Origin of the sequence: Cesiribacter andamanensis AMV16 (assembly GCF_000348925.1) — a bacterium.
Classification (GTDB): domain Bacteria; phylum Bacteroidota; class Bacteroidia; order Cytophagales; family Cyclobacteriaceae; genus Cesiribacter; species Cesiribacter andamanensis.
Genome location: NZ_AODQ01000047.1, coordinates 18519 through 31626, shown reverse-complemented (window position 1 = coordinate 31626; position 13108 = coordinate 18519). Strand labels below are relative to the sequence as shown.

Annotated in this window: 7 protein-coding genes; all 7 read right to left on the bottom strand. The window is 53.5% G+C overall.

Annotated features, from left to right (window positions below; genetic code table 11):
• Positions 1 to 258 (bottom strand): hypothetical protein (locus ADICEAN_RS10260; RefSeq protein WP_040396665.1); only part of this gene is annotated, 258 nt, incomplete at its 3' end.
• A gap of 126 nt (positions 259 to 384) precedes the next feature.
• Entirely contained in the window at positions 385 to 2796 is a 2412-nt protein-coding gene (locus tag ADICEAN_RS10255; protein WP_009195518.1) for an ABC transporter permease, read from the bottom strand.
• 12 nt (positions 2797 to 2808) lie between these two features.
• The gene (locus tag ADICEAN_RS10250; RefSeq protein ID WP_009195517.1) at positions 2809 to 5259 is read right to left on the bottom strand and encodes an ABC transporter permease; all 2451 of its coding nucleotides are present in this window, start codon (positions 5257 to 5259) and stop codon (positions 2809 to 2811) included.
• 12 nt (positions 5260 to 5271) lie between these two features.
• On the bottom strand, positions 5272 to 5706 hold the full coding sequence (locus ADICEAN_RS10245; protein WP_009195516.1) for a nuclear transport factor 2 family protein: 435 nt from the start codon (positions 5704 to 5706) through the stop codon (positions 5272 to 5274).
• Between the two features lie 16 nt (positions 5707 to 5722).
• Positions 5723 to 8143, bottom strand: a complete 2421-nt coding sequence (locus ADICEAN_RS10240; RefSeq protein ID WP_009195515.1) for an ABC transporter permease — start codon at positions 8141 to 8143, stop codon at positions 5723 to 5725.
• Between the two features lie 11 nt (positions 8144 to 8154).
• Positions 8155 to 10584 (bottom strand): ABC transporter permease, encoded by a 2430-nt coding sequence (locus ADICEAN_RS10235; protein ID WP_009195514.1) that lies wholly within the window; start codon positions 10582 to 10584, stop codon positions 8155 to 8157.
• 43 nt (positions 10585 to 10627) lie between these two features.
• Positions 10628 to 13057 (bottom strand): ABC transporter permease, encoded by a 2430-nt coding sequence (locus ADICEAN_RS10230; RefSeq protein WP_009195513.1) that lies wholly within the window; start codon positions 13055 to 13057, stop codon positions 10628 to 10630.
• Between the last annotated feature and the right edge of the window lie 51 nt (positions 13058 to 13108).

The window sequence follows — 13108 nt, the reverse complement described above, 5'->3', positions numbered from 1 at the left end:
TTTTAAGCTGGAAAGCAGCCCCCAGAGGGGGCAGTGGCATAGCGGGGGATTCTCTACCCCATCATGCACCTGCGTAACCACCCGGTAGATGCGGTCTTTCTCGGCATGGAAGCTATCATAGGTAGCTACAAAAGAGAGCAAGGCAATGTACACCAGGGTGATGGACATACCCAGTGCCAGGCAAAAAACATTTATCAGCGTAAAGGCCCTGTTTTTCGCCAGATGACGCCAGGCAATGATCAGGTAATTCTTAAGCATACGAGACGTGTTTATAATCAGGAAAAAAGGGGGCAGGCCTAGTCCCTGGCCTGCCCGGGTAAAAGCACAGCCTGGCCCCAAACAGGGCTTTCCTATTCCGGAGCAGGGGGTATAGGGCAGGCCGCTTTATTCTGTGCGCAAACTGGTAACGGGGTTGCGCATAGCAGCTTTTACCGACTGCACACTTACCGTTAGCAGGGCCACCCCCACTACCAGCAGGCCGGCCGCTGCAAACACCCAGGGGGCCACATCAATGCGGTAGGCAAAATCCTGCAGCCAGCGGTTTAGCAGCAGCCAGGCCAGCGGAAAGGCCAGCAGGGCTGCAGCCCCTACCAGCACCATAAATTCTTTGGAAAGCAGGGCCACAATGCTGCCCACATTGGCGCCCAGCACCTTGCGAATGCCAATCTCCTTGGTCCGGCGGGCCACCACCAGCGTAGCCAGCCCAAACAAGCCCATGCAGGCAATAAAAATGGAAAGAAACGAGGCCCATTCCACAATGCTGCCCAGGCGCTGCTCCTGCTCATAGGCCCGCTGCAACACATCATCCAGGAACACATACTCAAACTCCTGATCGCCGGCCACGGCTTTCCAGTTCTGCTCCAGCAGGGCGATATGCGCCTGCGGATCGCCACCCCTGAACTTTACCGAGACCCGCGGCCGCGGAGAAGTACCATAGCTCACATCGCTGGAGTTAGCGTAGAAGGCCCCGGCACTCAAGGCCATTGCCGTAGGCTGTATGGGGTTGTGCAGGGATTCAAAATGAAAATCCTTCACTACCCCTATTACCCGATGGGGGTAGGCCCCGGGCAGCTTCTGACCAATGGGGTCCTGCCATCCATATTCCCGCACCAGGGCTTCGTTTACCAGCATGGAGCCAGAGTCGGCGGCATTGCCCTTCATAAAGTTTCGGCCTGCCACCAGTTCCAGGTTCATCGTCTCCACAAAACTGGGGTCAATGGCATTGAACCGAAACTGGCGAAAAGCACCCTGATCATCGGAATAGCCCAGCTGCATCCACCCCCAATTGGCCATGTGGAAGAGCGAACGGCTGGCGCCCACCACCTGGGGGTGTTTCTCAAGCTCGGCAATAAAGCGGGTGGCCAGCACATTTCCCTGCTCTACCGGCAGGTTGGTGGGCACTATCAGGATATGCTCCCGGGCAAAGCCCAGGTTTTTGCTTTGAAAATACCGCAGCTGCTGGCCAATGGTAAGGGTGCAGATGATCATCAAAATGGAGGCCCCAAACTGCAGCACAATCAGCGCCCGCCTGAAAAAGCCCATGCCTCCCGTTTTAAGGGTACCCTTTAGAACCTGTATGGGTTTAAAGGAAGAAAGCACAAGGGCCGGATAGCTGCCCGCCACCAGGCCAATAAGCAGTAGCAACAGCGCGCAGGCCATCAGGGTAAACCCATCGGGCTGCAGGGTAAAGGAACGGTTGGCCAGCTGGTTAAAGGTGGGCAGAAACAGGTAGGCCAGCAATATGCCCAGCAGCAGGGAAAACAGGGTCAGCAGGAGTGCTTCTCCCCAAAACTGGCCTATCAGCTGCCGCCGGTCGGCGCCCATCACCTTGCGCACCCCCACCTCCAGGGCCCGGGTAGCCGAGCGCCCTACCGAAAGGGTTACAAAATTAATGCAGGCAATTAGCAGGATCATCAGCCCCACCGAGGCCAGAATATAGGCATACAGGGGGTTGGTGGGCGACTCTATGGTAGCCGGCAGCAGGCTGTTGGTGCGGATATCCGACAGGGGTTGCAGGCGTACGTTGTATTCGCCCGGCTTATATCCCTTGGCCACCAGGGGGTTCAGCACTGTGGCAATCTTGGCATCTACGGCTTGCGGGTCAGCACCCTCCTGCAGCAGCACGTAGGTGTTTACCGCTATATTGGTCCAGCCGGAGGTCATGAGCTGTTCACTCCAGAAATGCACCCCATTGGAAAAAGGAATCAGCAGCCGGAATTGAATGCTGGATTCAAAGGGGAGATCCCTGGCAATGCCCGTAATGGTAAACAGCTCCCGGGACTCACCCAGCTGCAGCTGCAGCTGCTGTCCCATTGCAGAGGTAGTCCCAAAATAGCGCTTGGCAGCTTCCTGGGTAATGATCAGCGAATTCTTATCGGGGAAAGGCCTGGCCCGGTTCCCTTCCAGCAGCTCAAAATCAAACAGCTCAAAAAAGTTCTCATCCACCAGGCTTACCGCTTCCGGAAAGCTTGTGGCCCCATGCTGCACCTGCGTATTGAGGTCAGAAATGCGGCACTGGGCTTCTACCTCCGGCACCTGCCGGGCCAGCACCGGGCCAAGGGGTATGGGGGTGCTGGTGGTTTCCAGCACCTCCCCCTGGTAATGCTCCTGCAGCCAGGGCCGGTATAGACGGTCCCGCTTGCTGTGCTGCTGGTCAAACGACCATTCGCTGCGCACAAAGAGCAAAATAAGCAGGCAGGCCGCAATGCCCACCGCCAGTCCCAGCACATTGATAGCGGTATATCCTTTATGCTTCAGCAGGTAGCGCAGGGCCACTTTGAGGTAGTTTCTAAACATGGGTCTTTCCGATTATTCAGTTCTGAGATTTTGGACGGGGTTGGCCAGCGCAGCCTTAATGGCCTGAAAACTCACTGTTAGAAGGGCAATGAGCATGGCCAGTACAAAGGTGAGGGCAAACACCTGCCAGCCAATGCTTACCCGGTAGGCAAAGCCCTGCAGCCATTCGCTCATGATATACCAGGCAATGGGCGAAGCCAGCACCAGGGCTATCAGGATCAGTTTTAGAAAATCAACCGACAGCAGGGCCGCCAGGCTGGCAACACTGGCCCCCAGCACCTTGCGGATGCCTATTTCCTTAATGCGCTGCTCGGCGCTAAAGGTAGCCAGACCAAACAGGCCCAGGCAGGAGATCAGAATGGCCACTATGGTAAAATAGCGGATCATATCGGCCAGCCGGCTTTCGGCCAGGTAGTTTTTCTGAAAATCCTGGTCCAGAAAACTGTATTCAAAGGGTTGATTCGGATTGAGCCCATTCCAGGCCTTTTCAATTGCCTCAAGGGTATTTCCCATACTATCGCCACTCAGGTGGGCAATGAGGTAGCTTTGGTTGGCGCTGTTGTTGAGCAGAAAGCCAAAGGACTCAATGGGCATTCGCAGGTCTTTGAAGTGAAAATCTTCCACTACCCCTACAATGGTAAAGCGGTTTACCTGTCCGTTCCAGTCAAAGGCAATCCAGCTGCCAAGCGCTTCTTCGGGTGTGGCAAAGCCCATTTCCGCTACACCTTTTTGATTCAGGATAATATGCGAATTGGTATCGGCCGGAAACTGGGGCGAAAATAGTCTGCCCGCCACTGGTTTAATCCCCAGGGTTTGCAAAAAGCTATCATCCACCCAGTTGATGTAGACCGATTTAGCCTGTTGCATGCTGTTGCCCTGCTTGTACATGAGCCAATCGGTGGGATTAAAAATGCCAGGATAATAAAAGGAAGCACCTACCGACTGAACATTTGGGTTGCTGCTAAGGGCATTTTTCATGGCAGCTGAATTGTTTTTAGCCGTCTGGCTTCTGAGGGGGATTACCAGCTGCTGGTCTTTGACAAAGCCCAGATCTTTATTCCGCAAAAAGCGCATCTGGTCGGAGATGATCACCGAGGCAATGACGAGCACCACCGAAATCACAAATTGAAAGATCACCAGCCCTTTTCGCAGCGATACGGCTGCCAGCGAACTGGAATATCGCCCCTTGAGTACGCGCACCGGTTTAAAGGAAGAAAGGTAGAAGGCAGGATAACTGCCCGCCAGCAGGCCGGTAAGCAGCGCCAGCCCCACAAAGGCAAGCAGGAGCACCCCATGCTGCTGCAGCGAAAGCGCAATGTCCCGCCCAGATACCTGTTCAAAAAGAGGTAGTAGAAGCTGGGTAGCACTAAGGGCCAGCACAAAGGCAATCAGAGCCATGATGAGCGATTCGCCCAGAAACTGCCAGATCAGTGCCTGCTTCTCTGCTCCCAGCACTTTACGCACCCCCACTTCTACACTCCGTTTGGAGGAGCGAGCAGTAGAAAGGTTCATAAAATTAATACAGGCGATCAGTAGGGTAAGTACCGCTATGGAAGCCAGAATGCGCAAATAGGGTAAACTGCCGGAGGGGGTAACATTTTCCTCTATGCCGGAATGGAGGTGAATGTCCTCCACATTGGTCAGAAAAAGCGCTCGTTTTTGCTGTGTTTCTCGCAGGGCCTCCCCCATGTGGCGTTCTACAAAGGCCGGAAATTTCTGCTCCAGTTGACGGGCATCAGCCCCCTCTTTCAGCAGCAGATAGGTAAAGAACATGTTGTTGTTTACCAGGGTGGTGCCGTTCATGAAGTACTCTTGCATATTCCCGCCCAGCGGAGAAAGCAAGAACTGGGCATCGATGTGAGAAGGAACCGCTTTTGGCCGAAAAACCCCGGCAATGGTAACGGTATGATCGCCATTGGTGCTGCTGCTGATTCGGATTACTTTGTTCAGGGCGGGTTCGGTACCGAAGAGTTTTTTGGCAATGGCCTCTGTTACAACTACCGTATTGGGATTGGTAAGGGCTGTGGCCGGATTGCCCTCCACAAAATCATAGGTAAACAGCCTAAAGAAAGAAGGGTCGGCTATATACCCCTTATTTTCATAAAAGGATTTTAGTTCAGCGCCGGGCGCTTCGTATTGCAGCAGGGTCTTATCGTCCCGAAAGAGACTCAGCAGCTTTGCCCGTTCTTCAATTTCGGGAAACTCCCGCATGAGGGCATCGCCCATGGCCGAGGGGACCGTTGCTCCCCGCCTGGCCTCATCCCCCCCACTAAAAACGGCCCCAAGCTGGTAGAGCCGCTCCTTTTTTTCATGGTAGGTATCAAAGCTATACTCATGGTAGATGTAGAGCGTAATGAGCATGCAGCAGGTAAGGCCAACCGCCAGACCAACTATATTAATGAAGGAAAAAGCCTTATGCTTCTTCAGGTTGCGCAGGGCAACGGTAAAATAGTTTTTAAGCATGGTGCTGCAGGTTTATTTGGCTGGGGGATAGTCCTGCCAGAGTACATTAATAATCATCCACCTGCCCTGGATCTTTGCCAGGTGGAAGTAATCGATGCCCCACTGGGCTTCTACCTTAGCGCTGGCGATCTTATCCAGCACTTCGTATACGGTGATCTTGCGCGGGGTAGCGGCTGTGATATTTTTAGTGGCATTCCAGCGTTTGGCGAGCGCTACCAGCTGGTCAAATGACATAGTGGCTTCCCGGATCTGGCCGTTACTGGTATAATATCCCCGCTTGGCCAGTTCTCTGGCTACACTTTCATAGGCCAATAGGGTATCGGCCTGGTAAAACGCCTCTACGTAATTAGAGATTGCTTTTTTTACAAGCGCCTGGTCGTGGTCTGACTGGGCACTCACACCCAGGCAAAGCAGCAAAAATGAGAGCGTAAGCACAACTGACTTCATGGTATAAGGGGTTGGGTTATTCTGTTCTCAAATTCTTGACAGGATTGCGCATGGCCGCCCGTATGGCCTGGAAACTAACAGTGATCAGGGCCACCAGCAGGGCGGCAGCACCGGCTACCAGAAATACCCACCAGCCAATGTCTATCCGGTACGAGAAGTCTTGCAGCCAGCTATGCATGGCCCACCAGGCAAGGGGAAAGGCCAGCAGACAGGAAATAAGCACCATCCCCACAAAGCTCCTGGAGAGCAGGCCTACAATATTGAGCACACCAGCCCCCAGCACTTTGCGGATGCCGATTTCCTTGGTGCGCTGCTCGGCACTGTAGGCCGCCAGGCCAAACAGGCCCATACACCCCACCCCTATGGCCAGCAGGGTAAAGATCCAGATCAGGCTGGCCAGCTTTTCTTCAGACTTGTACATGTTGCCGTAGGTCTCATCCATAAACTGTACGTCCAGCGGATAGCCCGGCGAGAACCTGTCCCATACCCCATTGATATAGGCCAGCGTATTGGGCAGATTTTCGGTTCGGAGCTTTACCGCCACCTTAAAGTGTACCGCCGGATAGAGTTGGATGACTGAGGCCGTTACCTTTTCATGCAGGCTCTTGTAGTGGAAATCCTGCACTACCCCTATCACTTTTCCCCTTTTCACCGGATTGGTGGTATCGGCAGGTGCCCATTCTTCCCAGTCGATGCGCTGGCCAAGGGCTTGCTCGGGCGTTCCAAAGCCAAATTCTTTTACCGCAGTTTGGTTGATGATAAAGGCTTCCCGCTCATCGGTGGTCCTTTCCCTGGAGAAATCTCTGCCAGCAATCAGCTTCAGGCCCAGGGTCTTGAGGTAATCATGATCGCCGATAAAGAGCGTAGTGGAAAACTGCTGATCTTCTTTATCCGGAACCCGCACCGATTCGCCGGCAAACTGATCGCCGGGCAGGCCGTAGCCTGAGGTTACCGAGAGGATATTGGGCGAATTTTTCAGCTCGGCTTTAAAGGTTTCCAGGTTTTCATTCACCCCTCCGCGGGTTTGGAAAAAGATCACCTGTTCTTTGTTAAAGCCCACATCTTTTGTGTTCAGAAAACGCACCTGCCGGTACACAATCAGGGCACACACAATCAACAGGGCCGACAGCGAAAACTGCACCACCACCAGGGACTTCCGCAGCCAGCCAATGTTGCCACCCCCGCCTGCAGGCTTCATGTTCTTGAGGACTTTGATGGGCTGAAAGCCCGATAAAACCATGGCCGGATAAAGCCCAGCCAGCAGGCCAATCACCACAGCCGCAGCCAGAACAAGTAAAGCCAAAAGCGGATTGGTGAAGGGATTGAACGAAATGCTCTTTTCCGTAAACGCATTGAGAAAGGGCAGCAGGATCAGGGTGGCAAGCAGGGCAATCAGCATGGAGATAAGCGAGAGCAGCACCGATTCACCCAGGAACTGCAGCACCAGCTGCTTTCTGTCTGCCCCTATTACTTTGCGTACCCCAATTTCCTTGGCCCTCCGGAAGGAGCGTGCCGTAGCCAGGTTGATGAAATTAAAACAGGCAATCACCAGTACAAAAAGAGCAATGATCGTAAGCCCCTTCACATAAGTCTGGTTGCCGCGCAGGGCATTATCATAGACAAAATCAGCCGATTGCAGGTGAATGTGTTCGAGCTTTTGAAAATGGGGTAGAAAGGTAGAATTGGGGTTTTCCAGCGTAGGATAGATCTCCTTTTTCACATGTGCCTGCAGTTTTGCCTCTACCTGCGCTGCATCGGCGCCAGGGGTCAGCTTCACATAAGTATAAAACTGGTTCCAGGTCCAGGCCTCCATGCGCTGCGCCGGCAGGCCCAGCGAAGGCAGCGACATCAGGTAGCGGAAGCGTAAATGAAAATGCTCGGGAAGGGGTGCCAAAACGCCGGTCACCTCATAGGTTTCCTTGTCAATTGCCAGGGGTTTGCCAACCGGATCTTCCCCGCCAAAATACCGCTTTGCCAGCTCCTCAGAAATCACCACCGTATTGGGGGCGCTCAGGGCCGTAGCCGCATTCCCCCGCAAGAAAGGCAGCGGGAATACATGGAAAAAGGAACCATCCACAAACCATCCCTTTTCTTCATATCCGCTCTTTTCGCCCACTTCCAGCAGAAATTTATCCCGAAACATCATGATCCGTGTGGTGGTATCCACCTCGGGGTAGTTCTGTTGCAAAAAGGTGGCATAAGCAGGCTGCGTTACCGCCACATTGGAGGCGCCCGTCAGGCTGTTCTGCTCGTTGTAGATACGGTATATCCGTTCGCCGCCGGCAATGTCCCGGTCAAAGCTGTGTTCATCCCAGACAAACAGTGCTATGATCAGACAGCCGGTAATGCCAATTACCAGGCTCAGGATATTAATGAAGGTAAATCCCTTGTAGCGCAGCAGGTTCCGGACCGCCGTTTTTAAATAATTTCTGAGCATGGAGGTAACATTTATTCTGTTCGTAAATTCTTCACCGGATTGGCGGTGGCCGCTTTCAGGGCCTGTACGCTTACGGTGGCCAGGGCTATGATGAGGGCCAGTATACCAGCACCTGCAAAGATCCACCAGCTCAGGTCGATGCGGTAGGCAAAATCCTGCAGCCAGGTATGCATGGCCCACCAGGCAAGGGGGCTGGCAATCAAAAAGGCAATCAGCACCAGCCTGAGAAATTCTTTGGAGAGCAATTGCACCAGCCCTTCTACGGAAGCCCCCAGCACCTTGCGAATCCCAATTTCTTTGGCCCGCCGCTCTGCTATAAAAGTAGATAAGCCGAAAAGCCCCAGGCAGGCCACTACAATGGCCAGCGCTGTGAAAATGAGCGTAATCTGACCCACCTGCTGCTCGGCGCGGTACATCTGGGTGAAATCATCATCCAGAAAGCGGTAGCTAAAGGGCATCCCCTGGGCCATATCTTCCCACTTATCTTCAATTCCGGAAAGCAGCGCAGGTATTTTTGCGGCATCCACTTTAAAAGAGGCCATGTGGCTGTGGTTGTTCAGCACCATACAGAGCGGCCCTATTTGCTGATGCATGGATTCAAAATGGAAGTTGCGCACTACCCCTATGATCTCCAGGCCATTGACAGCACCGGTCGCATAGTCGCCCACCTGGTAGATCTTTTTGCCAATAGGATCCTCGTATCCCAGCATTTGGGCGGTCGTTTCGTTGATGATCACTGCAGAAGAATCGCCGCCAAAGGCGCTGGAGAAATTTCTGCCAGCCACCAGTTCCATGCCCAGGGTATTCAGATAGTCATAGTCGATCTGCCACCGTTGCATGTTAAAGCCGCTTGTGGAGTTCATGACCGCTTCTTTGGAAAAGCTTTGATTATTCCGGTAGCTACCGTTGATGGGCAAAAAGCCGCTGTAGGTGCCCGACTGTACCCCCGCCATTTGCAATACCTCATTTTTAAAGGCAGCGGCCCGGTTTTCCAGTACCCAGGTATTTTCCACCACCAGCACCTGCTCCTTGTCAAAGCCCAGGTTTTTGGTCTGAATGTAGGCCAGCTGCCGGTACACCACCATGGTGCCAATGATCAGGATAATAGAAGTGGCAAACTGAAACACCACCAGCACATTTCTGAAATCCCCTCCTTTTGCCCCCATCGTAAGCGTACCCTTTAGCACCTGTATGGGCCTGAAAGCAGATAAAAAGAAAGCCGGATAAGATCCTGCCAGCAGCCCCACGCCAAAGGGAAGCATTAGCAGAAAGAGCAGGAAGTAGGGCTGCCGGATCAGCTCCATGGACAGGGATTTGGCCGCCAGCTCGTTGAAGTAGGGCAAGACCATCACCACCAGTACCAGGGCAATGATCATGGCCAGCAGCGCCATCAGGGTGGCCTCTGTCAGAAACTGAACGACCAGCTGCCCGCGCCGGGAGCCCAGCACCTTGCGAATGCCCACTTCCCGGGCTCGGCCGGCAGAGCGGGCCGTAGCCAGGTTCATAAAGTTTACACAGGCAATCAGGAGAATAAACAGCGCTACCGCCGAGAAAATATACACATACTGAATGTTGCCGCTGGGGCTAAGCTCCGAGCTCCGGTCGGAATACAGATGAATCTCGGTAAGGGGGGTAAGGGAGTAGGCCAGGCTATTTCCCGACGCCTCCAGCTCCGCAAGGGTCTTCACATTCAGCATCTGGCTGATCCGGGGCATGGCATGATCAACAATGTACTGGTCGAGCCGGGGCTGAAAATCTTCTGCACCCACGCCTTCTTTCAGCAGCAGGTAGGTGTGAAAATTATGGCTTAAATAACTCCCCCATTCATAGGGGAAATTATCCATCGAAAAAATAAAATCGAACCGAAAGTGCCCATTGGCGGGCATGTCTTCAATCACGGCCGTGATATCAAACACCTGACCCCGGATGTTTTGCAGCGGCCTGCCCACTACCTCAGTGGTGCCAAAATACTTAAGCGCCATGGATTCGGTAAGCACCACGGAATTGGGGCTACTCAGCGCTTTATCAAGATCGCCAGCCAGGGGGGTAAAGCTAAACACCCGAAAAAAGCTGGAATCGGCATGGGCTACATAGGCTTCGTTGAGGTAGCCATCTCCCTTTTTCAAATGTTGGGAGCCGCTATTGGTATAAAGCCGCACATATTCCTCTACCTGAGGGTAATCCTTTTTTAAGATCGCCCCCATTACATCCGGGGTTTCGGCCATGTGCATCTCACTATCCCCAAATCTGATGTCGCTGTTGATGCGATAGATACGATCGGCCTTTGCGTGGTAGCGGTCATAGCTGAGTTCATCCAACACATACAGGCTTATTAAGATAAAGCAAGACAAGCCTATGGCCAGCCCCAGGATATTCAGCAGCGTATATACCTTGCTTTTCAGCAGGCTTCTCCAGGCAATTTTTAGATAGTTGAGGAACATGGCGGTAGCGGTAAAGGGGGAAAAAGGGGTCAGTCGCCGGGCACTATTCGGTGCGCAGGTTTTTGACTGGGTTAGCGGTGGCCGCTTTTATGGCCTGGAAGCTGATTGTAAAAAAGGCTACCAGGGCTGCTGCAAGGCCAGCTGCCGCAAATACCCAGAGGGGCACATCAATGCGATAGGCAAAATCCTCCAGCCAGCGGTTCATAAAGTACCAGGCCAGCGGAAAGGCAATAAGCGCGGCTATGCCCACCAACTTCATAAAATCTTTAGACAGCAGCCCCACAATGGTGGAGGTTTCGGCGCCCAGCACTTTGCGGATGCCAATCTCTTTTACCCGCTGGCTAATGGTAAAGGCCGATAGCCCAAACAAGCCCAAGCTGGCAATGGCTATGGCTATGCAGGCAAAGAGCGTAAAGATACTGCCCTGTTGCTGCTCGGCCTGGTACAGGCGGGCGTAGGTCTCATCTAAAAAGGTGTATTCAAAGGGAAAATCAGGGGCAAAGCGGTGCCAGCTTTGCTCTATATGCGTCAGGGCTGCAGCTATGTTCTCCCCAGCAATCTTTACCGAGATCTGCCCCCCGCCATTCTGGCTGAGGCTTTTGAAAAAGACCATGGGTAAGATGCGCTGGTGCATCGATTCGAAATGAAAATCCTGAACCACGCCTACCAGCTGCCCCCTTCTGTCGCCATACTGAAAGCCCATGCCAATGGCTTGCTGGGGATCAGGTAGTCCCAGCACACTGGCTGCTGCCTCGTTGATGATAAAGGAAGTTGTATCGGCCCCGAACTCCCTGGAAAAGAACCGGCCTGCCGCCAGCTGTATGCCATACACAGAAAAGAAATGATCGTCGGCCACTATATATTTAATATCGGCCTTGGTAGGGCTTAGGCTGTCGCCCCGGCTGATTTGCGATCCCATGGCATCCAGGAGTCTGCCGGTAGGAATGCGCGATGAGCGTCCAGCCTCCTTTACATGAACGCTGGAGAGCAGCTCGGTGCGAAAAGCCTCCCAGGCCGGAGCCAGTACCTGGTTGTTGTTAAAAGTGATCACATGTTCCCGATCAAAGCCCAGGGCCTTGTTTTGCAGGTATTGCAGCTGCTGATAGACCACCAGGGTACTGATAATAAGGATAATAGAGATGGAAAACTGCACCACCACCAGCACCTGCCGGAAGCTAATGCTGCTACCCCCTATCCCGGATACCCCTTTGAGCACTTTAATAGGCTTAAAAGAAGAAAGGAAGAGCGCCGGGTAGATTCCCGAAAGTATGCCCACCACAAAGGGGACCAGCAGCAGGGGCAACAACACTTCCCAGCGCAGCAAAATGTCAATGGACAGTGCCTGGCCCGACAGCTGATTGAGCCAGGGAAAGGCCAGCCAGCATAGGCCAAAGGCCAGCAGGGTGGCCAGCCAGGAAATAAGCACGGCCTCACACAGAAACTGCAGCACCAGCTCTCCCTTGCCGGCGCCCACTACCTTGCGCACCCCTATTTCTTTGGCGCGCAGCACCGAGCGGGCGGTAGCCAGGTTCATGTAGTTGATGCAGGCAATCAGCAGAATAAACAGGCCAATGGCCGAAAAGATGTATACCCGCCGAATATCGCCATTTTCCTCAGCCTCCAGGTCGGTGTGTGAGTAAAGGTGAATATCGGTAAGGGGGGTAAGCGTAAGCCTGGACCAGTCGGAGGGCTTAAGGGTGCCGCCCCCATCATCCTGAATATGGCGGTTCAGGAAGGCCGGAAACTGCGCCTCCAGCCTGCCGGGATCATAGCCCTCGGGCAGCAGCACATAGGTAAAAAAGGAATTGTTGCCCCAGTTGGTACGCAGGGCCTCCTCGCCGTAGATCTCCGGCGACTTTAGGGTATTGAACGAAAGTAGTATTTCGGGATGCAGATGCGAATTTGACGGAAACGATTTGTACACCCCGGTTACCTTGCAGGCAAACTGGCTGCTCAGCTGCACCTCTTTACCAAGGGGGTCTTCATCGCCAAAATATTTGCGGGCCATCTCCTCGCTCAGCATCAGCGAAAAGGGGTTGCTCAGGGCAGTGGGGGCGTGGCCCTGTACCACCTCCACATCAAATACATCAAAGAAGTGCTCATCGGCACAGTAGATGTTCTGCTCGTTAAACAGCTTATCCTTGTAGCGCAGGGTCATCAGGCCGGTAGGCAGCAGGCGGGTCAGTTTCCGGATCTCCTCAAAATCGTTTTCCAGCAGCGGACCAACCGGCGGAGCCACCGTGCCCAGTACAAGCGAGGGCAGGCCCGACTCGGGGTTGATGAACGTACGCTCTACGCGGTAAATATTGTTGGCCTTGCGGTGGTAGCGATCGTAGCTGAGCTCGTGTAGAATGTAGCCCAGAATCAGCAGGCAACAGCTAAGCCCCACCGTTAAGCCAAACAGGTTGATGAAAGAGATAAACTTGTACTTCAGCAGGTTGCGCAGGGCAATCTTTAGATAATTACGGATCATGGCCGAAGAGAAAAATATGCTTGAAAAATGGCCGGCTTTTCGCTCGGCACC

What these genes read in the sequence shown, in the direction of transcription:
- ADICEAN_RS10255 (WP_009195518.1), bottom strand. Translation starts at nt 2,796, where the DNA reads ATGTTTAGAAACTACCTCAAAGTGGCCCTGCGCTACCTGCTGAAGCAT.
- ADICEAN_RS10250 (WP_009195517.1), bottom strand. Translation starts at nt 5,259, where the DNA reads ATGCTTAAAAACTATTTTACCGTTGCCCTGCGCAACCTGAAGAAGCAT.
- ADICEAN_RS10245 (WP_009195516.1), bottom strand. Translation starts at nt 5,706, where the DNA reads ATGAAGTCAGTTGTGCTTACGCTCTCATTTTTGCTGCTTTGCCTGGGT.
- ADICEAN_RS10240 (WP_009195515.1), bottom strand. Translation starts at nt 8,143, where the DNA reads ATGCTCAGAAATTATTTAAAAACGGCGGTCCGGAACCTGCTGCGCTAC.
- ADICEAN_RS10235 (WP_009195514.1), bottom strand. Translation starts at nt 10,584, where the DNA reads ATGTTCCTCAACTATCTAAAAATTGCCTGGAGAAGCCTGCTGAAAAGC.
- ADICEAN_RS10230 (WP_009195513.1), bottom strand. Translation starts at nt 13,057, where the DNA reads ATGATCCGTAATTATCTAAAGATTGCCCTGCGCAACCTGCTGAAGTAC.